Raw genomic sequence first — 20,145 nt, forward strand, 5'->3', positions numbered from 1 at the left:
ATAGAATCCGGAGATCGAAAAATGGCACTTCACGTTCTGCATTATTTGCATCAAGGCCGCGCCCAGTGGGGCGTTGTCGCTAATGGCGCTATCACGCCGATTCCCGGCGAGTACAAGTCGACTGCCGAGTTTATCGAGGCCAATCCGGTTGAACGGCTGCTGTTGCTAGACGGCCCGACGATTCCCGAATCGGAAGTGCAATGGTTGTCGCCCGTAACCGCCAATCAGCAGTTCATCTGCCAGGGCGCGAATTATCGCCAGCATATGATCGAGTCCGGCATGGACCCGGATGTGAAGAAATTCAACATGATCTTCACGAAGGCGACGAGCTGCGTCGTTCCGGCCGACTCGCCCGTGGTTAAACCAGACGGGGTGCAGTTCCTCGACTACGAAATCGAACTCGGTCTCATCCTCAAACGCGACGTTACGTCCCGCGAAACTGTCACCGAGGAGAATCTGCATGACTACATCGCCGGCGCCGTAATCGTCAACGACTATTCCGCGCGCGATATCCAGATTCCACAAATGCAGTTCTACAAGGGCAAGAGCTATCGCACATTTGGTCCTGTCGGCCCTTACCTTTGCCTCCTGGAGAAACAGGATATTTCAAAGCTGAAGGAACTCGTGCTGACGCTGACGGTGAACGGAACGGTCCGGCAGAATGACTCCACGGCGGGCCTGGTCTTCGGTCCGGCAGAGACCTTGACGGAGCTCTCAGGCATACACGACCTGCGCGCCGGGGACCTGCTCGCGACCGGCACGCCTTCCGGCTGCGCACTGAGCATTCCGTCGCCCGAGAAGCAACGCGCTGCGGCGCAGCTTCCTGACGCGGAGAAATGGCGTCTTTTCCTGAAGATGCAGGAGGAAAGGCCACAGTACCTGCGCGTGGGTGACGTCGTCGAGGCGCATATCGCCAGCTATGACCGCTCGATCAATCTGGGCGTACAGCGCAACGTCGTTATGGAACCGGCGGCATGAAAGGCGTCGCAAACGTACAGGATGTCCTTGCCATTGAAACGCGGGGGCAACCGGCGGATCTTCCGTCGAGTACCTTCGAGATGATCTGTCGGGGCGCGGCCATCAATCCAGTGGCACCCGCACTTTCGTTCTTTGCAACGGCTGACGACCACCAGAACGCTGAGTGCTGGACCTATAGTGAACTCGTGCGCGATGTCACGCGCACCGCCAACATGTTTGCGCGCCTGGGAGTACAGCGGGACGCGGTTGTCGCATACGTTCTGCCCAACCTCCCTGAAACGCATTTTGTGATCTGGGGTGGGGAAGCTGCCGGGATTGTCTGCGCGATCAATCCACTGCTTGAGAGTGAAGCCATTGGTGAACTGCTCAACGCTTCCTGCGCGAGCGTGCTTGTAACCCTGGCGCCATTTCCCGGAACCGACCTTTGGCAGAAGGTGCAAGCGGTGCTGCACAAGCTCCCTTGCCTGCAGCATCTGGTGCTCGTGAATCCGGCCGACCGTATGCCGGGCGAAAAGGGTTTCGCGGCCCGGGCGCTTCAACGTGGCGAGTGTTCAAAACTGCATGGGCCTGGAGGCGTTCATAGTGCGGTTCCTTCGCACGTCGGCATCCACGATTTTGGCACCGCCATTGCGGGAGAGTCCGGGGTGGCGCTCAGCAGCGCACGTCGAACGAGCATCGACGATGTATCGTCCTTCTTCTGCACAGGCGGCACCACGGGACTGCCGAAGATTGCGGTTCGGCGGCACGGCAATGAGGTGGCCAATGCGTGGAACGCAGGTCAATTCTTCGGCGAAAGCATTGGCCCGGGGAAGACGATTTTTTGTGGGTTGCCGCTTTTCCACGTCAACGCCGTGATCGTGACAGGTCTGCTTGCGTTCTCGCGTGGCGCCCACGTCGTGCTCGGCACACCGCAAGGTTATCGGGGCGAAGGCGTTGTCAAGCGTTTCTGGGAAATCGTCGAGCACTACCGCATCAACTTCTTCAGCGGTGTGCCGACACTGTACGGATCGCTGCTGGACGTTCCGGTCGGCGAGCGCGATATCAGCTCGCTCGAGTACGGGCTGTGCGGCGCCGCCCCCATGCCGGTGGAATTAATTCGCACTTTCCAAAATCGTACAGGAATCAGAATCCTTGAGGGCTACGGCCTCACGGAAGGCACCTGCGTTAGCAGCGTGAACCCACCGCTTGGCGAGCGCAAGGTCGGTTCGATTGGTCTTCGTCTGCCCGGTCAGGCCATGAAAGCAGTGGTGGTCGACGAAACAGGCCGGTATGTACGGGATTGCGTCGCGGATGAGATCGGCCAACTGGTTATCTCAGGCCCAAACGTGTTCGCTGGCTATACCCGACCGGACCAGAACAGTGGCATCTGGATGGAGGGCGGTGAAGGCGGGCGCTGGCTCAATACCGGCGACCTCGGACGCTGCGACCCCGACGGTTACTTCTGGCTCACCGGCCGGAAGAAGGAGTTGATTATCCGGGGCGGACACAACATCGACCCCGCGGCAATCGAAGAACCATTGCATCGCCATCCCGCAGTCCAGATCGCGGCAGCCGTTGGCCGTCCCGATATGCACGCGGGCGAGTTGCCGGTCGCCTACGTCCAGCTAAAGCCGGGCACAACGGCGACCGAAGCGGAATTGGCTGAGTTTCTGCGTCACGAGATCAACGAACGCGCCGCGTTGCCAAAGGGGATACGGATCGTGGATGCGATGCCGCTGACGGGCGTCGGCAAGATATTCAAGCCGGCGCTAAAACGGCGCGAAACGGCAGACGCCCTGGAGTCGGCTCTCGTCGAGGCTGGCGTCGAGGATGCAACCGTTAGCCTGATTGACGACACCTCGCGCGGAATTTCACTTCACGTCGAACTTGGCGACCCCGCGTTCGAAGCGATGGCGACTTCCGCGCTCGGACGCTTTCCGTTCGCATTTTCGATCTCGGCCGCCGGGCGACAGCCAAATGCGGAGCAGGCGACGGGGACTGACGCGGCAGCGACAGATGCGCAGGGCAGCCCAACGTGAGACGAGCGACGACATCAAAGGGGCGCGTTCGGTCATGCGCCCGGATTAAAGGTTAATCGGGCGTACGCGCCGCGATGCCACGATTCAAATGCTTGTCGGTGTCCATAAATTAGTATGCCTAATGGTTTGGAGAAAAAAAGGATGGGTATTGCATCACAAAGGTCTTTGCGTTCGCAGGTTGAAAAATGGCTCGGACCGACTTCTTCGACGCCGGTTCGGGTTACCCGATTCAGCCGCGCACGTTCGAATCAGAGACCGTGCGTGCGTATCGAGCTACTGCTGCCGACAGGCCCGCTTGGATTCTTTTTCTTCCGGCACCGCGACGGTACGTGGTGCGTATTCCCGCCTGATACGGAGCGTCTGGCCATGCACGCTTACTAGGTTGCAGGGCAATTGGAGTGCGTGGCATGTGTAGCGGTACCAAAGGAAGCAAACAATCAATTGAGCTGATTCAGCCGCAACACCAATGATTCATAAAAATTTCCAGACAGAGCGACAGGAGAAGAGACATGAGGAATTACAAACGCGCAATCAATTCGGTCGGTATGGCGGCTTGCATGTGCTTGGCCGCGTTTATCGACGATGCCCATGCGCAGTCTGCAGGAAGCATAACGCTGTCGACGGGATGGCTTCACATTGCGCCACAGGGTGACGCAACGCCACTAACCGTGGAAAGCATTGGCGGCGTAGCGGTGAATCAGCAGCTACCTGGTAGCGGAGCGCATGCCAGCTCGACGGATACGGTGGGAATTACGACCGAGTATTACGTCACGGACAACATTGGTGTCGCCATGCTTTTTGGACTACCAATGAAGGTGAATCTTGTTGGAGACGGGACGCTACAGAAGTATGGCAACCTCGGCACGACAAGACCGATGCCGCCCGCCATCGAACTTCGATACCACCTGTTTTCAGCCGAATCGAAATTCCGTCCGTTCATAGGGCTCGGCGTGAACTATACGTGGTTCACTCAGGTTCGGACAACCAATAGCCAGTTTGTCACTGATAGCCTTGGTCCAGGCGGCTCGGCACGTGCGACACTCAGTTCATCATGGAATCCTGTATTCGAGGTCGGGGCAAATTACGCGATTACAAAACACTGGTCGGTCGGAACCTCTCTCGGCTACGTTCCGGTGAAGACCCACCTTACGTTATACGGGCAGACCGCAACGGGAACGCAGATCGTTTCAAAATCGACGCTCCGGCTCAATCCGCTTAACGTCTTCCTGAACGTCGCCTATACGTTCTAGCGCGCACAGGTCGTCGATGCGCCAATCGAGGGGTTTGAACGCCCATCGAAGATATGGACGTTTTTTTCGCCACCCGGACCTGACTGCGGGCCGCGACCTCACGGTCGATTACACATAGTGCGACACACGCTGCTGCAAAGGGGCCCGCCGGTGCCGGGTCTCAGACCCACAGCCGACATGACCATGCTCGTTTGGGCTGCTCGCACGTTCGGGGAAGCGGTCAGTCATGCCGTCATGTCACCGCTTGCGCGGCAAAGCTTCTCTTTGGATGGATGGAATAATGAAACGACAGGTCCTCATGACCATTCTTTTGCCTTGCTTAAGGTCCTTGCGGTGCTTTTGACCTTCACGCCTGCGGCGAAACTCTACGGGCATCGATACGGCTGCGCTTGTCGTCGGCTTCCTGATAACGGTAGGCGACGCCTACTCGTACGCGACTTACTACACCATTCCTTATGTCGAGCATATCGTGACAGATGCTGTTTCAGATCTCTTGACGCTGGCTGCATCATATTTCTTCGAAAACTACGCGCGTCGCCTTCGGGCGGCATGGGCTCGGGTTTTTGGATAGCTTGTCCGTTGACTTGCTGAATCCTCCTGGTCGAACCCAACGAGGCTCCCCGGCTCGGTTGCGCGCCGTTGCTGCGATGCCTGCGCGTGGACAACGGGAGTTGAGGGCAGTTACATGCGGACGTCGGACGTCGGGGATCGGCCACTTTCGGTCATTTGCTAGCGTTTCGTACGAACGTTTGAACGTCGGCATCACCCAGACAACGGACCGCCGTGTTCAGACGACGCCCGCTGCATCGTCGGCCCAAGTGAACGGTCGCTTTTTTTGCCGAGCATCGCAATCTGTACATGTTCGCCAGCTTGGCGGGCTGATATCGTTATCTACGAATAACACCGAAAATCGGCGATTAACCTCCCGCTTTAAACAGGTACATTTCATGAAATTGCCGATCTATCAGATTGACGCATTTGCGGATAAGGTGTTTAAGGGTAACTACGCTGCAGTAGTGCCACTAGAACGCTGGTTGCCTGATAGTTTGATGCAGGCAATCGCCGCTGAGAACAACTTGTCCGAAACAGCATTCTTCGTGAAAAATGCCGACGGCGCGTTCGACATCCGCTGGTTTTCTCCACTTACCGAAATCGCTTTTTGTGGACATGCCACGCTGGCAAGTGCATATGTGATCTTCAAGCGATGTGATGATTTGGAAGTCGTCGAATTTGTTGCGAAAGCGGTCGGTCGACTCGCCGTTTGCCATACACATAACGGTCTGATCGAAATGAGCTTCCCGCAGCGCCGGCCTGAAAAACTGAACGAAATTCCCGCAAACTTGATCCGGGGGCTTTCGATACTGCCTCAAGAAGTGCTGATAAACCAGCAAGCCTATGTTGCCATCTACAGAACAGAACACGAGGTACGATCCGTCGTACCCGAACTTAATCTGCTGTCGGCACTTGGTCCGCTCGATGTCGTCGTGACAGCGCGCGGAGATGAGCATGATTTTGTGTCCCGCTACTTTTGGCCTGCCAATGGCGGAGATGAAGATCCGGTGACCGGATCTATTCACGCGGCGCTTGCGCCATTATGGTCTGACCGTTTGGGCAAGTCACAACTCGTGGCCATGCAGGTGTCACGCCGCAGCGGGTTACTTCATTGTCGCGTACAAGACGACCGGGTATATATCTCTGGTCAGGCTGTTCAATATCTTGAAGGGACAATCGAAATCCCGGAAGCGTAGGTGCGGCCGTTGTACCGTTGAGGGCAACGGTTTCGCTTGCCCCCTCCCGTTCATCGCGATACTATTTCTTTATGAACAAATTCCACATCGCATTGATTATTGCCGCCGTTATCATATCGGCGGAATAGCTCTCGACTTGAAAGTTCGCAAGCAACCCGCCCAGAAGGCGGGTTTTTGCTTTCTGGGCTCCAATCAGAGGACCTGGAAATCATGAGCAAGAGTAAGGATAGTTTGGGCGAAGCAGCCGTTCTCCATATGGTCTGCGGCAAAATCGCGTCGGGAAAATCAACGCTGACGAAACGCTTGGCGCGCACGGAGAATGCCGTGGTCATCAGCGAGGATATTTGGATGGTGCATCTCTATCCAGGAGAACTCCGCACGTTGGATGACTATGTACGTTGCTCGGGACGCATTAGGCGGGCGCTCACTGACCACATCCAGGCACTCCTCTCGGCCAGGATGTCCGTGATCCTCGATTTTCCCTTCAATACCGTCGACAGCCGTGCATGGGGGCGCGAGTTGTTTAACGGCGCCGGCGTGGGCCATCGACTTCACTACCTCGACGTCAGCGATGAGATTTGCAAGACTCGGCTCAGGGCTCGGAACGCATCGGGAGAGCATCCGTTCGAAACGACCGATACCCAGTTCGACCAGATAATGCAGTACTTTGTCCCGCCTTCGACAACCGAAGGGTTTCAGGTCGTGTTGCACGCTGCTACGTGATAAGCCGCGTCCGATCACTTCGAGCGAGAGAGACGACTTCGGATCCTAGAGGTCGGTTGGTCACGCGAGAACGGACATCCACAAATGCTAGGGCGACAGTCCCTTGTGGGCCGACCGGCGCCGGATGCGGATCGATGACAGGCAGGCCGCAACGCCGGTTTGGCATTCGCCCGCATTTGGCCACTGCCTGCCCTTCGTGAACGTCTTCTTTCGGGTACGCTGGATCCCTGTGATTTCAAGTCTCACAGAGGCGCTCGTTATCGGCCTGGTGGGCTGCGATACGAATCATCGAAATTGGCCGCAACGTGTCGATTCGACAGCCCTTCGTTCGTCGTGGCCCTGAAGCACCATTCAACTCAGGAGAACGACGATGCGATTCATCATCACAGCCCAAGCAAGCGCAGACAATCAGGAGCCGGATGCCGGCGGCGGATTGGACGAGGCCCTTCTCACGGCGTACATGAGGTTCAACGAAGAGATGCACAAGGCCGGTGTCCTGGTGGCTTCCGAAGGCTTGAACCCAGCAGCGCCCGGAGCGCGAATTGCGGTTAGCAAGGGGAAACGCTACATCGTCGATGGCCCGTTTGCCGAGTCCAAGGAACTGGTCGGTGGCTTTTACATCATCGAAGTTGGATCGCTTGAGGAGGCGATTTCCTGGGCATTGCGCGCGCCATCCGGTCTCGGCGCGGACGATGTACTGGAGGTGCGCCAACTCACCGGAGCGGGCGACGTCCCGCCAGATGTCCTCGACATCATCCGGGCAGCGGCACCGACCTGGAGCGAGTCGGTTTGGCAGGCGAAGAAGTGAAGGCCACATACTGAACCGCCGAGTTGCCATCCAGCCGGGCGCTCGAGCCGACGTCCGCAGGCGAACCTCCGTCTGCGGCTCAGCGTCAGCGTAGAGCGAGCGCTTTTCGGCGGCCATACCCGCGGCGAACGACCGTCGGCTTCAGGTCGGCGGCGTTATGTTCGGCCTAGCCGATTTCAGGCTGGACTCGGCCAGTTTCGGCCGTTCGACATCAATGTCAGGTCGTCGACAATCGGTACATGCGTCCCGTTAAGTCATCCTTAGCGGGCCCGACGAACCCTTCGCCGCCGGGCCAGGAGCGCAGATAATAGAGATTTGTCTCTGTACAAATCCAAATCAGCGCTCAGATCACAGGCTCTTGACCGCCTCCGTTGCGGCCTCGTCAATCAAGGCCGCAACTTCCACGGGTTTCGATGCCAGCGAGGCATGGCTGGCCGCTAGCGTAATGATTTTCTTCGCGCCCAATCGTGCTGACATCCTCGCCTCGTTTTCCGGCGAAATCATTCTGTCTTCGCTTGAAATCTGATACCACGATGGCTTCTTCTTCCATGCAGGGGCCGTGATCGTATCGCCGAACGTACTGGCGAGCGGCGCCTTTTGCGTCACCCCCATGACCAGACCCTCTTCCGGCGTCAGATCCTGGCAGAAACTCTCGTGAAACTTTTCTGGCTTGACCCACAGATAACCATCGCTGTCAGGGGCGAGATTGGCCGCGGCAACGGGAACGCTTTCCTGCGTGATGCCGCCAGGGCTTTCGCCGGCGTCGGGTGCAAAGGCCGCGATGTAGACCAGTCCGACAACGTTCGGAAGATCGCCTGCTTCGGTGATGACCGCACCACCGTACGAGTGACCGACGAGTAGTACCGGCCCATTGACCTGCGCAACCATTTTCCGGGTTCGCTCGGCGTCATCCGCGAGCGAGGTCAAGGGCATTTCGACAGCGCGTATCGACGAATAGCCCTTGCGTGACAGTTCGATGATCACTTTGCTCCAGTGAGCGGCGCCGCCCCAAAATCCATGCACGAGTACGATCGTGGGTTTGTTGCTCATACTTGACTCCAGTTCGATATTCACAAAGGCTTCTCACCGGCGGACGTTGCCTCATGCGATCCGCCGGCGCTTCGGACCACAAGCAGAAAGCCGCCATGCGGTTCCCCCACACGCGGTCAGAACGCGGCTAATCGACACGCGGCGCTCGGGAGTTCTGGGAACCCACGGCAATCTGAACTAGATTATTGGGCTTGGAATCCCCATTTGCCATGACTGAAACGCCAAAAATGATGCCGACACGCCGAAACCCTCAGCGGCAACGCAATATCGCGTTGCCGCGCGAACGCCTTGCTGGGGACGTCTTTTTCGATGTATTCGATCTCGCCTGTGTGCGAGGCGGCATTCTTGGCGACGATGTCGTGGAGGTCGGACAAACGTTGAAGTTCGCGCCCGGAGACGCGTACATACACATCATTCACGACGCAGTGTGCCAGTTGCGCATGGTCGGCAATAAAGGCGGGTTGGCCCTCGCGCCGGGCGATGTCGTTATCCTTCCGCATGCGCACGGTCATACGCTCGAGCGCCGTTCGGCTGATGATGGAGCAACGAAGCAACAGCCTGCAACGTCCTCAGCCAGAGTGACGACGGGCGTGCTGGAGTTCGATGGATCGCATGGACGCTCACTCGTGAACGGCTTGCCGCGAATTCTCCATGTCCAACGATCCACAGTCGCCCAGACTTCGGCGCAGGGTGCCGCCGAGTGGCTGCCTATGACGGTCGCGGCAATTGAAGAAGAGTTGCGTCATCCGTCGATAGGAAGCGCAGTCATGCTGGCCAAGATCGCGGACCTATTGTTCATCTGGGCGATCCGTCATTGGCTGGCGGGGGAGCGTGCTGACCAGAAGGGCTGGATTGCTGCGCTAAGAGACCCGGCGATCAGCCATGCCTTATCACTCATGCACGCAAACCCCGGGCACAACTGGACGGTTAGTCAACTCGCAGAGCACGTCGCCCAATCCCGATCCAACTTTTCCCAACGATTCGTGCAATTGGTAGGCGAATCTCCCATGCGCTATCTGACCATTTGGCGTATGGAACTCGCCAGTAACCGGCTCATTTCGTCGAGTCTTCGTGTTTCGCAAATCGCCGAGCAGTTAGGGTACATGTCCCAGGCTGCATTCAGTCGGGTTTTTCGGCGAGCGTTCGGGATGTCACCGACGGATTATCGCGAACGCGTTTGAATGACTTTGCGAAAGGATAGTGGATCTTGCAAGTCCGTCGAATGGCGCATTTCGGCGGCCCGGGGTGATCCTGAAGCCCTGTCGTTCGGCAACGCGAAATGGCCGCTTTCCGGTCATGCGACTGTCTCCTCAGGGTCCATTCACGCGCTTTTCCGTCCGTCCTGATCACTTGAACAGACCCGCCGTTAAGACGCTGTAGCATGACGTCATGCTGACCGGTCGATACCGCCATGCCCATGCCGATTGTGTACAAAGTTAAGCTGCCTCGCGCCGCGTTGCTCAATATGCCTAAATAACGCGGTTCTGCATTGTTGCGCATCGGCTTGTTCATGAACGAGCTGAACTGGTTAGTGAGGTTGCTGCTTATAGCACGCATACCTAACGATGCTAGCGATCCAGAGCGTCGGGCCACAATTTACTTGGCATTGCTTATCGTCAAATTACTGGCGGCCAAGATGCACGAGGGCTGGGAAAAACTCCGCAATGGCATCAACGACCTTGTTGATGCATCGCTGTCTGCTGAGGGGCGCGATATAAAAGGTCAACTCGCGAATTGCCTCGCCAAGGGGTCGATCATTCACGGTCTCCGAAACCGCCACGCGCTTCGCTACTTGACCGACCTCTCAATTTCCGATCTTGAAATGTCGCCGTTGAATGATGACGAACTGGTAACGTATATGAGTGAAAACCACGGCCACAACCTATTCCACCTGTCTGAACTTGCGGCAATAGCGAGTTTGCCCAGCCTAATGGGGAAGCGTGATGCCGGTGAATCGTTCGAAGCCGTTATGGAGGAGGTCGTTAAGGTCGCAGGCTTGTACAGCGACTGCCTTTACGCTGTCGTTATCGCAGTGCTCGGTGATGAATTGATCGAGCAACTGAATCCAGAGCGAGTGCACGAGGAAAGCGATAGGGTGGCGGCCGCGGGCCGCATCAAGTTTTTCGAACTTCCCGAGCGTGGATGAAGAGTGTGATCGACTCTGGAGGTTTCCCCTTGATTGAACGTCAATCGCTAGGTTTTGCGAGACGATGTCGTCAGAAACCGCTAGGTATCGTAGCAGCGCGCGCGACCCTGCAGCACGGCGACTTCCATTCTAAGTCATTGTTTTTTATGGAAAGTGCGCACTGTCGTGGTGTTCGGACGCAGGTCGCCAGTTCAGACTTAAGCGACAAAGTTCAAAGTTAAGTGAATCTCGTGTCGAGATTCATTTAACTTTGAACTGGGCATGCCGCTTTGATAAGACTTCCGGGGCGCGCTGCTCAGCCAACTCTGAACCCGCGGTTCACTTAAGTTTGAACTATCTGGAGTTTGGTTCGCTTAACTTTGAACTTTCTGGAGTGCATCCAAAAATATAACGGCCAACGGCCAATATTGGCGCATTAGTCCTGAGTGGCCACATCGGTAGCGTCGGCCTGTACCAGTGCGCGCACGAGTAGGTACACGGCTGGCAGGTCGTCGTCGTCACGTCGCCAGTCGACGGGTTCGTCGAGATCCATCCCGGACAAACGACTGTCGCCAAACCGGACAAACGTCGAGCGTACCGCCTCGTTGTGCCTCGCACGGAAGCCTCGATTCTCAAAGACATGTTCGTCGATTGTCAGCAGGGTGCGCCAGGTCGGCAATCGCGCGCCACTTGAGTAACGGCGACGGCCACTGTCGAGGTAACGACCTGCGACCGTGGCAATGATCTGCTGGAGGTCGAGCGACGCGCTGCGGAGTGCGCGTTCGAGGGCGACAGGATTGATGTCTTGGACATCCATACCAAGAGCAGAGTCGTTAATCATGCGGTTATCTTCCTGAGGATTCGTGGCAACTCCCAGCATCAAACTTGATGCTTCAACAACGCCTGGTTTCGCTGTGCCAGCACCTGGCGGATCTGGGCAAGATAGTTATCGCCGACCGTGCAGTCTTCAACAGGCCGGCTATGCTGATGAGGCGTTGGCGGACGTACGCCGAGATAGCGGCACACCGCAGACAGGTATGGTTTGCCGTTGCCTCCCAGATGTCGCGCAGCAGCGGTCACGCGCACGTCTCCGACATGCTTGCGCAACCACTCAAGCGTTTCGCGGTCACCGTCGTTCAAGATGCGGATGAGTTGGTTCATGGCCGATCCTGTATATAAAAACAGTACTGTAAATTTATACAGTATTTGACCAGGATGCAAGTCAATTCGCAGGATGTCGGACTCGGCGGAAAGAGAATGCAGATGGCGATCAAAGGTGATGCGCAATCGGTTCTTCGAGCGCCAGGCCTCATCGACTTCACCACTGCGCCCGCGCACACGCTGGTTGGTAAAGTCCTTCGCGTGCGGGGCCTTGCCCGCGATGAGTTCCTTCTGGCTCGCATAGGCGCTGTCACCGTACACACGCCGCGCAGCACCGTGCAACAGAGCCGGCAGCGGATGCTTGTCATGCACGTTCGCAGCCGTCACTACCGCGCTATGTGACAGTCCCGTCTGGCTATCCACACCGATGTGCAGCTTCATGCCAAAGTGCCACTGCTGGCCCTTCCTCGTCTGATGCATTTCGGGGTCTCGCGCCTTGTCTGCGTTCTTCGTGGAACTGGGCGCACCGAGGATGGTGGCATCCATGATCGTGCCGGTACCTACCTTCAGTCCACGCCCTTGCAGCACCTCGCCGACCTTGTTGCGCTCCAGCAGCCGGCGGAATTTCAACAGCGTCGTGCCATCAGGCACCCGCTCGCGACCTAGATCGCTCCCAACGAATCGCCGCAATGCAGTGCTGTCCAGCAGCGCTTCCTCGCAGGCTTCATCGGCCAGGTTGAACCAGTGCTGCACAAAGTGCACGCGCAGCATGCGCTCCAGACCAACTCGCGGGCGTCCACCTTGACCCTTCGGATAGTAGGGCTCGACAACCTCGCACAACTGCGTTCACGGCACGATCTGCTCCATCGTCTCAAGGAACACATCGCGTTTGGTTGGCCGACGGTACTTTTCAAATCCGGCACCTTGATCGGCTGCCATCGCAAGGGTCTGTTGTTTCATCCGTATTTAACGATTCACCGCGCAACCGCGTTGACCTTTTTCAGCGTAGCCCTAAAGCTTCGATTGCCGCCGGGCGCAAAAATTCTCGCGACTGACGACTCGGCGTTTGCCAGAGATTTGCGTGCCCAGATTTTCGAAGCACTCGAAGTGCGATTCGAGATTGCGAAAAGTGGACGCGAGGCTTGGGACGTGTCAATGGTGTTTGCGCAGCGTGCCGGAGCCATGGGCAAACAGTGCAGCGAACTTGTGCCGCTTGTGATTTCCGATCTGGAAATGCCTGAGATGGACGGCTTCACCTTGACCCGCAAGATCAAGTCAGACTCAACGCTTTCATCGGTGCGCGTCGTGATCCATTCGTCGCTGACGGGTGTTGCGAACGAACAGCACGCGTGCAAGGCAGGTGCCGACGCCTTTGTCGCGAAGTTCGTTGCTGACGAGCTGGCGCAAGTCATATGCCGTCTCATACCGTCGATAAACGACCGGCAGCATTAGGGGGGCGTTATACCGGAAGATGTGCCAGGCAGTTTCGACCTCGAGCGCAACCGCCTCAATCGACAAACGCCTGCGAAACTATAGCGGTTCAAGATCGATAGGCAATACTCAATGTCGGATTCACGCACTTGCATTATCAATGTTCTCAAGGCGGCACGCGTGTTTAGAGCGCTGTTGGTAAACACGACCGGCCGATCCACTTGCGATGCGTCCATGCTACCAGGGAGATGCGGTTCATGAAACGACTTTACACGCTGGTCGTTGCCATCGGGGCGCTCGCTGCCTGTATCGGGGGGGCGACGGTTGCAGCCCAACAAGCTGATACGACGGGCAACGCGCCGCGATCTGCCGGAGCTTCATCGGTCAATGCAAACATGATCACTGATGAGGACATCAGTCAGGCCTATCTCTATCTGCTCGGCCGGCTCCTGGTGACGCGCCAGGAGCAACTCGACTTCAAGGAAGGTTTTCGATGGAATGAACTCGTCCACCGCAAGCCCGGTGCGGTGGACTGGCCCAATCCCAATCTTGATGTCGCGTATTCCGAAGCCTGGGTGGCTGTCGATGAGAACAGCTGTACGATCGTCAGCGTGCCGCAGATCAAGGATCGCTACTTCACCGTGCAGTTTTTGAATGGCTGGGGTGAGACTCTGGCCAACATTAATGAGCGTCTGTTTCCGCAAAGGCCCTATGGAGACTTCGCGGTGTGCCTGCGTGGAGCAAATGTTGCGATTCCAGAAGGCGCCATCCGAATCGATCTGCCGGTCAAATCCGCGCGAGTGCTGGCGCGCGTGGCGCTGGGCAAGGACAGGGATGGGGCAGTCGCGCTGCAGCACGAATTCAGACTGACGCCGACCGCTTCTCCAAAGCTTCCCGCAGTTCCGGCAACCTTGATGTTCGAGCCGGAGAAGCTTCCCGGCGTTGAGGCCTTCGATTCCGCGACGACCGCGCTCGACAGCGAACCTGACCTGAATCCCGGCCTCCAGTCCATGCAGGTGCTGACCCGTCGCGTCGCCGAAGCGGCAACCAATCCCGCCGGGCGCGCGCGCATCGATCACGTGGTGCGCACGCGCGCCATGGAGGAGTTCGGCAAGGCCGGCGCAATCATCGGGCACGGCACGATACATGACGGGTGGACGCGGCCGGACGTGGTCGGTGAGTATGGACTCGACTATCTCGCCCGAACGCTGGTCAACTATGGCGGCATCTGGGCGAACATCAAGCCGGAAGTGCTCTATTACCGCTGTGCGAGCGATGCGACCGGTGCACCGCTGAGCGGCGACCACGTCTACAGATTGACCTTCCCTAAGGGTGTCTTGCCGGCCCGCTTTGCCCAATACTTCTGGTCGGTAATCGCGGTCGACGACAAGCGCTTCCGCGTGTTGCACAGCCCGCAACAGAAATATCTGCTCAACGATGCGGAGGGTCTGACGTACGGCGCGGATGGCTCGCTGACCCTCTACTTCGCGGCGGAGAAGCCAGCCGATGCACCGGAGAGCAACTGGCTGCTGACACCTCGTGGCACGAATTACCGGCTGACGTTCCGGTATTACGGTCCACTGGACGGTGTGGCTAACGGCACCTATTACCCACCTCCGATGACAAGGGTTCAGTGACGGGCAGCGCGTCGGAGCTATCGAGCATTCGTGGGAGGCTAAGGTGAATGTGCACAAAAAATTGATTCTCGACACCATTGCCGCAATGCTGACCGCCGCAGGCGACGGCCGTGCAGAAACGCTGTCGCCGTCGCCCTGATGGGGCAACGCGATGCCGCCCGGGACTGATGCGCGCGTTTCAATCACAGTGCCATACGCCCGGATGGTCGCGCGTGACGCGTATTCTGGGCGTGGCCTATGGCTAAAATTGCCCGCGTCGTCGCGTAGCCAGCATAGCAATATCGCCATCGTCTCTTCGACCGGTCATACGACCGTCGATCAGCCTGTTCGCGAGTGATCGATGTCCACTTTGACGGCGGCGAGAACCTACATCCCTCATATGCGAATGGCCGCTTGGAGTGACATCGGGAGACCGCCTCGGGGCTGAGGGTGCCTTTGAGAAAGACTCCAACATATGACCACCTTGTCGAATTCCTCCCTTCTGTCTTGAGCGTCGCCTTCTCGTCAATGTCGCGGCTTGGTCTTCTCTGTGGACTGGTCTTCGGTAGCTATAGCGTTGAGAAGTGCTCGCAAGCTTGAGTACGGGGCACGCGTTCACCACACCTTGCCGAACCCGCTTTTCATTCCCGTTGCGCAGCGAGCAAGCCGCGCATGCCCGGTTCCCCCGATTGACTCTCGTGCATTGCAGCAGCGGCACGCAGACTGGACCTGAACGGAATGCCAACCAGCCGGGGGATCGCACCGCTGTGGCGAGCATTGGGACGGGCGCAGCGAATCGGCTTTCACCGGAATGTCGATAGCCCGTGACTTGGCGCGTCCGCCGCTGATTGAGGCGTTTTGCAATGTAATCGGTGGAATTCGCAATCGATGTCCTCAGGGAAGGCTTCTAACATTTGCAGCACATGACGAGTGGTGCGGGTGGCGGGTGCGGACCCCACTGCTGCTCAACATGAACGGGAGTTGCCCCTTCAAACGTACAGCGGCATGTTGTCCCAATCTTGTCGCCAGGCGGCTGCGGGCATAGAGCGGTATGTTGTCGCGCCTCGTTCCGGTCGATTCGACTTCAGCTTTCCAGTACGTACGCAATTTTGCAACTTCAATCGGTCGGATACGTAGATGAATGCCCGGGAAAGGTCGTTACGCGCGCTGGTGGAGAAATGGCTCGGGGCCAATCCGGCGACGCGCGTCCGCGTGACGCGGTTCAGTCATTCCCCGCGCAAGCCGTGGCGCTATGTCTGCGTCGAGAGTGTTCGCGCGTCCGGCGCGTTTTCAATTGTGTTCTTTCGCCACGACGATGGTTGCTGGTGTGTGTTTCCGCCTCGCATTGAGCGCCCGGCACTGAGCATTTAAAAACAACTATGGAGACCTGTCAGGTGTGTATCTCGACTGTTACCGAGGATGATTTCGTTCCGACACGCGAGTCGATGGAATATGACATCGTGATCGTCGGCGGCGGCCCGGCTGGCCTGTCGGCCGCGATCCGCCTGAAGCAGCTGGCGGCTGAACAAGGCGTCGAGCTTGGCGTGTGCGTACTCGAAAAAGGCTCGGAGATCGGGGCGCATATCCTGTCGGGCGCGGTGATGGATCCGCGCGCGATCAACGAACTGATTCCGGACTGGAAGGAAAAAGGCGCGCCGCTGACGGTGGACGTGACCGAAGACAAATTCCTGTTCCTGACCGAAGCCGGTTCGAAGAGCGTGCCGACCTGGGCGTTACCGGACAATTTCAAGAATCACGGCAACTATGTGATCAGCCTCGCGAATGTCACGCGCTGGCTGGGTCAGCAAGCCGAGGCGCTGGGCGTCGAGATTTTTCCGGGCTTTTCGGCGGCTGAGGTGCTGTACAACGACGATGGCTCGGTCAAAGGCGTCGCGACCGGCAACCTGGGCATCGGCAAGGATGGCGAGCCGACCGAGAATTTCCAGCTCGGCATGGAGCTGCACGCGAAATACACGCTCTTCTGCGAGGGCGCGCGTGGTCACCTCGGCCGCCAGCTGAACGACAGGTTCAAGCTGCGCGAAGGCGTCGATCCGCAGGTCCACGGTATCGGCATCAAGGAACTGTGGGAAATCGATCCGTCAAGGCACAAGCCGGGTCTGGTGATGCACACCGCCGGCTGGCCTTTACAGAGCGACACGTACGGCGGCTCGTTCCTGTATCACATGGATAACAACCAGGTGGTGGTGGGCTTCGTGGTCGGTCTCGGCTACACGAATCCGTATCTGTCACCGTTCGAGGAATTCCAGCGTTACAAGACGCATCCGGCAATCCGTACGGTGCTCGAAGGCGGCAAGCGGGTGTCGTACGGCGCGCGTGCCATTACGGCGGGCGGGCTGATGTCGTTGCCGAAACTGGTGTTCCCGGGTGGCGCGCTGGTCGGTGACGATGCGGGCTTCCTGAACGCCTCGCGGATCAAGGGTTCGCACGCGGCGATCAAGACCGGCATGCTGGCTGCCGACGCTGCTTTTGAAGCCGTCCAGGCAGGACGCACCAGCGATGAACTCACGGCGTATCCGGAGAGCTTCAAGACTTCGTGGCTGCACACGGAACTGCACCGTGCGCGCAACTTCAAGCAGTGGATGAGCAAGGGCCTGTACCTCGGCACCCTGATGGTCGGCATCGAGCAGAAGCTGCTGGGCGGCAATGTGCCATGGACGCTGCATCACCAGCATTCCGATCACGAGATGCTGAAGCCCGCGTCGCAGTGCAAGCCGATTGTCTATCCGAAGCCGGATGGGAAGCTGACGTTTGACCGGTTGTCGTCGGTGTTCATCTCCAATACGAACCACGAGGAAAATCAGCCCGCGCATCTGACGTTGAAGGACGCGAGCGTCCCGGTCGGCATCAATCTGAAGACGTACGCGGGGCCCGAAGCACGCTTTTGCCCGGCGGGCGTGTATGAATTCGTGAAGGACGAACAGGACGAGGATCGTCTGCAAATCAACGCGCAGAACTGCGTGCACTGCAAGACCTGCGACATCAAGGATCCAACGCAGAACATCGTCTGGGTGACGCCTGAAGGTGGCGGCGGCCCGAACTATTCGAATATGTGAGTACGCCGAATTCCCACATCGTTACGGCGCCCGGGTCGCCAGCAACAGCCATTGGACGAATTCTGAAACGACGTCCGGAATTAAAAGGAACCATCATGTCCGCGCAATATCACGTCTGTGACGGCGTTGCCGTCATTACACTCGACAATCCGCCAGTCAACGGTCTCGGCCATAGCACGCGGGTGGGCATCTTCGAAGGCATCGCTCGCGCGCGAAGCGACGCCGATGTGGCTGCCATCGTCATCACAGGTGCGAGCAACGCGTTCTCGGGTGGCGCCGACATTCGCGAGTTCGGCACGCCCAAGGCGATGCAGGAGCCGAGCCTGCATACCGTGATCGAGGCGATTGAAGCGTCGCCCAAGCCCGTCGTCGCGGCGATTCATTCGGTTGCCATGGGCGGTGGCCTCGAACTCGCGCTCGCGTGCCACTACCGCGTGGTCCAGCAGGGCGCGCAGATTGCCCTGCCGGAAGTGAATCTCGGCTTGCTGCCCGGCGCAGGCGGCACGCAGCGCCTGCCGCGCCTGATCGGGCTCGAAGCGGCACTCAACATGATCGTGTCCGGCAAGGCGATTGCGTCCGAAAGCCTGATCGATTCGAAACTGTTCGACCATGTCACACGGGATGACGTGCTGGCAGCGGCCAGGAAGTTTGCGCATAACGTGGCGGCGGGCAAGGGCCCGCATCCGTTGGTGCGCAATCTGGATGTGCGCCATCACAATGCGGACGGCTATCTGAGCGTTGCCCGTAGCGCGGTGGCAGCCGCTTCGTCGCGCTTTCCGGCGCCCGTTAAATGCGTGGACGCCGTCGCCGCGTCGATCAAACCGTTCGAGCAGGGTCTGCGGACCGAGCGTGACGGCTTCGAATACTTGATGGGCACACCTGAATCACGTGCTCTGCGCCACGCCTTTCTGGGCGAACGCGCGGCGAGCAAGATTCCCGACGTGCCGGCCGATACGCCGACCCGCCGGATCGCGAAAGTGGCTGTGATCGGTGCGGGCACCATGGGTGGCGGCATCAGCATGAACTTTCTGAACGCGGGCATACCCGTCACCATGCTGGAGATGAAAGCCGACGCACTCGAACGAGGCGTGGCGACGATCCGTCTCAACTACGAGAACAGCGCGAAGAAGGGCAAACTCACGCAGCAGGCCGTCGAGCAACGGATGGCGCTGCTCTCGACCTCGCTGTCCTACAACGATATCAAGGATGCCGATCTTGTTATCGAAGCGGTGTTCGAAGAAATCGGCGTCAAGGAAGCCGTGTTCCGGACGCTGGACGAAGTGATGAAAAAGGGGGCCATCCTCGCATCCAATACCTCGACGCTCGACCTCAACCAGATCGCGGCATTCACGAAGCGTCCGCAGGATGTGGTCGGCATGCACTTCTTCAGCCCGGCCAACGTCATGAGGTTGCTGGAAGTGGTGCGCGGCGAGAAGACGGCCAAAGACGTGCTCGCGACCGTAATGAAACTCGCCAAAAAGATTCACAAGCTGGCGGTGGTCTCGGGCGTATGCGACGGCTTCATCGGTAACCGTATGGTGGAGCAGTACAGCAGGCAAGCCGGTTTCCTGCTCGACGAGGGTGCGTTGCCCGCGCAGGTGGACAGGGCGATCGAGAACTTCGGCTTCGCAATGGGGCCGTTTCGCATGATCGATATGGCTGGCAACGACATCAGCTGGGCCATTCGCAAACGCCGCGCCATCGAGCAGCCTGATTTCACCTACTCGAAGACCGGCGATCTGCTGTGCGAGCGCACACGCTTTGGGCAGAAGGTCCGCGCGGGCTGGTACGACTACAAGGAGGGGGACCGCAAGGCATATCCGAGTCAGCAGGTCAACGACATGATCGTCCAGCATTCGAAAGATCTTGGCATTACGCGCCGCACTATTTCCGATGAGGAGATCGTCGAGCGGCTGATCTTTGCGCTCGTCAACGAAGGCGCTCGAATCTTGGAAGAAGGGATCGCCTCGAAAGCATCGGACATCGACATGGTCTATCTGAGCGGCTATGGCTTTCCGGCGTTTCACGGCGGCCCGATGCTCTACGCGGATCAGGTCGGCCTGTACAACGTCGCTCACGCGATCCGGCGCTATGCGGGCGGCTACCACGGCGAAGCGTGGCAGGTCGCACCGCTTCTGGAGCAACTGGCCGACACAGGCAAGGGCTTTAACGACTGAACATGCTCTCGTGCGACAGTGCGCGGCGCCGCGTCATGCGTCGGCG

14 protein-coding genes and 2 pseudogenes are annotated in these 20,145 nt (G+C 58.4%); 13 read left to right on the forward strand and 3 right to left on the reverse strand.

Features of this window, described 5'->3' with window-relative positions:
• Positions 1–21: 21 nt before the first annotated feature.
• The 7 genes and pseudogenes from HF916_RS31375 to HF916_RS31405 all read left to right on the forward strand — a co-directional run bounded on the left by HF916_RS31375 (position 22) and on the right by HF916_RS31405 (position 7,525).
• On the forward strand, positions 22–978 hold the full coding sequence (locus HF916_RS31375; RefSeq protein ID WP_168792764.1) for a fumarylacetoacetate hydrolase family protein: 957 nt from the start codon (positions 22–24) through the stop codon (positions 976–978).
• Entirely contained in the window at positions 975–2,996 is a 2,022-nt protein-coding gene (locus tag HF916_RS31380) for an acyl-CoA synthetase (RefSeq protein WP_168792765.1), read from the forward strand. The genes HF916_RS31375 and HF916_RS31380 overlap by 4 nt, the downstream gene beginning before the upstream one ends.
• Positions 2,997–3,505: 509 nt before the next feature.
• A complete protein-coding gene (locus HF916_RS31385; protein ID WP_168792766.1) occupies positions 3,506–4,246 on the forward strand; it encodes an OmpW/AlkL family protein in 741 nt (246 codons plus the stop codon).
• A 321-nt stretch (positions 4,247–4,567) separates the two neighbouring features.
• Positions 4,568–4,817 (forward strand): annotated as a pseudogene (locus HF916_RS51100) (hypothetical protein); the annotation flags it as partial.
• A gap of 376 nt (positions 4,818–5,193) precedes the next feature.
• Positions 5,194–5,994 (forward strand): PhzF family phenazine biosynthesis protein, encoded by an 801-nt coding sequence (locus HF916_RS31395; protein WP_168792767.1) that lies wholly within the window; start codon positions 5,194–5,196, stop codon positions 5,992–5,994.
• Positions 5,995–6,204: 210 nt separating this feature from the next.
• Positions 6,205–6,717, forward strand: coding sequence for an AAA family ATPase (locus tag HF916_RS31400; protein ID WP_168792768.1), 513 nt, complete (start codon positions 6,205–6,207; stop codon positions 6,715–6,717).
• 370 nt (positions 6,718–7,087) lie between these two features.
• Entirely contained in the window at positions 7,088–7,525 is a 438-nt protein-coding gene (locus tag HF916_RS31405) for a YciI family protein (protein WP_168792769.1), read from the forward strand.
• Positions 7,526–7,873: 348 nt separating this feature from the next.
• Here HF916_RS31405 and HF916_RS31410 read toward each other — a convergent pair whose 3' ends face one another.
• Positions 7,874–8,575 (reverse strand): alpha/beta hydrolase, encoded by a 702-nt coding sequence (locus HF916_RS31410; RefSeq protein ID WP_168795712.1) that lies wholly within the window; start codon positions 8,573–8,575, stop codon positions 7,874–7,876.
• A gap of 209 nt (positions 8,576–8,784) precedes the next feature.
• On the opposite strand from HF916_RS31410, the gene HF916_RS31415 reads away from it, so the two are divergent.
• Together HF916_RS31415 and HF916_RS31420 are read left to right on the forward strand one after the other, a co-directional pair.
• Entirely contained in the window at positions 8,785–9,756 is a 972-nt protein-coding gene (locus HF916_RS31415) for an AraC family transcriptional regulator (RefSeq protein ID WP_168792770.1), read from the forward strand.
• Positions 9,757–10,085: 329 nt separating this feature from the next.
• A complete protein-coding gene (locus HF916_RS31420; protein WP_168792771.1) occupies positions 10,086–10,721 on the forward strand; it encodes a hypothetical protein in 636 nt (211 codons plus the stop codon).
• Positions 10,722–11,136: 415 nt separating this feature from the next.
• Here the strand turns inward: HF916_RS31420 and HF916_RS31425 are convergent, their stop codons facing one another.
• The gene (locus tag HF916_RS31425) at positions 11,137–11,541 is read right to left on the reverse strand and encodes a DUF2471 domain-containing protein (protein ID WP_168792772.1); all 405 of its coding nucleotides are present in this window, start codon (positions 11,539–11,541) and stop codon (positions 11,137–11,139) included.
• A 446-nt stretch (positions 11,542–11,987) separates the two neighbouring features.
• Positions 11,988–12,761, reverse strand: a pseudogene (locus HF916_RS31435) (IS5 family transposase); the annotation flags it as partial.
• A gap of 117 nt (positions 12,762–12,878) precedes the next feature.
• Between HF916_RS31435 and HF916_RS31440 the strand changes: the two are divergent.
• The 4 genes from HF916_RS31440 to HF916_RS31455 all read left to right on the forward strand — a co-directional run bounded on the left by HF916_RS31440 (position 12,879) and on the right by HF916_RS31455 (position 20,099).
• Positions 12,879–13,253, forward strand: a complete 375-nt coding sequence (locus HF916_RS31440; RefSeq protein WP_168792773.1) for a response regulator — start codon at positions 12,879–12,881, stop codon at positions 13,251–13,253.
• A gap of 236 nt (positions 13,254–13,489) precedes the next feature.
• Positions 13,490–14,869: a DUF1214 domain-containing protein gene (locus tag HF916_RS31445; RefSeq protein WP_240975769.1), complete on the forward strand. Its 1,380-nt coding sequence runs from the start codon at positions 13,490–13,492 to the stop codon at positions 14,867–14,869.
• A gap of 1,358 nt (positions 14,870–16,227) precedes the next feature.
• Complete coding sequence (locus HF916_RS31450; RefSeq protein WP_206002021.1) at positions 16,228–17,922, forward strand: electron transfer flavoprotein-ubiquinone oxidoreductase; 1,695 nt, start codon at positions 16,228–16,230, stop codon at positions 17,920–17,922.
• Positions 17,923–18,017: 95 nt separating this feature from the next.
• The gene (locus tag HF916_RS31455; protein ID WP_168792776.1) at positions 18,018–20,099 is read left to right on the forward strand and encodes a 3-hydroxyacyl-CoA dehydrogenase NAD-binding domain-containing protein; all 2,082 of its coding nucleotides are present in this window, start codon (positions 18,018–18,020) and stop codon (positions 20,097–20,099) included.
• Positions 20,100–20,145: the final 46 nt, after the last annotated feature.

The sequence above is a fragment of the Paraburkholderia aromaticivorans genome (genome assembly GCF_012689525.1).
GTDB lineage: Bacteria > Pseudomonadota > Gammaproteobacteria > Burkholderiales > Burkholderiaceae > Paraburkholderia > Paraburkholderia aromaticivorans_A.

What these genes read in the sequence shown, in the direction of transcription:
- HF916_RS31375 (WP_168792764.1), top strand. Translation starts at nt 22, where the DNA reads ATGGCACTTCACGTTCTGCATTATTTGCATCAAGGCCGCGCCCAGTGG.
- HF916_RS31380 (WP_168792765.1), top strand. Translation starts at nt 975, where the DNA reads ATGAAAGGCGTCGCAAACGTACAGGATGTCCTTGCCATTGAAACGCGG.
- HF916_RS31385 (WP_168792766.1), top strand. Translation starts at nt 3,506, where the DNA reads ATGAGGAATTACAAACGCGCAATCAATTCGGTCGGTATGGCGGCTTGC.
- HF916_RS31395 (WP_168792767.1), top strand. Translation starts at nt 5,194, where the DNA reads ATGAAATTGCCGATCTATCAGATTGACGCATTTGCGGATAAGGTGTTT.
- HF916_RS31400 (WP_168792768.1), top strand. Translation starts at nt 6,205, where the DNA reads ATGAGCAAGAGTAAGGATAGTTTGGGCGAAGCAGCCGTTCTCCATATG.
- HF916_RS31405 (WP_168792769.1), top strand. Translation starts at nt 7,088, where the DNA reads ATGCGATTCATCATCACAGCCCAAGCAAGCGCAGACAATCAGGAGCCG.
- HF916_RS31410 (WP_168795712.1), bottom strand. Translation starts at nt 8,575, where the DNA reads ATGAGCAACAAACCCACGATCGTACTCGTGCATGGATTTTGGGGCGGC.
- HF916_RS31415 (WP_168792770.1), top strand. Translation starts at nt 8,785, where the DNA reads ATGACTGAAACGCCAAAAATGATGCCGACACGCCGAAACCCTCAGCGG.
- HF916_RS31420 (WP_168792771.1), top strand. Translation starts at nt 10,086, where the DNA reads ATGAACGAGCTGAACTGGTTAGTGAGGTTGCTGCTTATAGCACGCATA.
- HF916_RS31425 (WP_168792772.1), bottom strand. Translation starts at nt 11,541, where the DNA reads ATGATTAACGACTCTGCTCTTGGTATGGATGTCCAAGACATCAATCCT.
- HF916_RS31445 (WP_240975769.1), top strand. Translation starts at nt 13,490, where the DNA reads ATGAAACGACTTTACACGCTGGTCGTTGCCATCGGGGCGCTCGCTGCC.
- HF916_RS31450 (WP_206002021.1), top strand. Translation starts at nt 16,228, where the DNA reads ATGGAGACCTGTCAGGTGTGTATCTCGACTGTTACCGAGGATGATTTC.
- HF916_RS31455 (WP_168792776.1), top strand. Translation starts at nt 18,018, where the DNA reads ATGTCCGCGCAATATCACGTCTGTGACGGCGTTGCCGTCATTACACTC.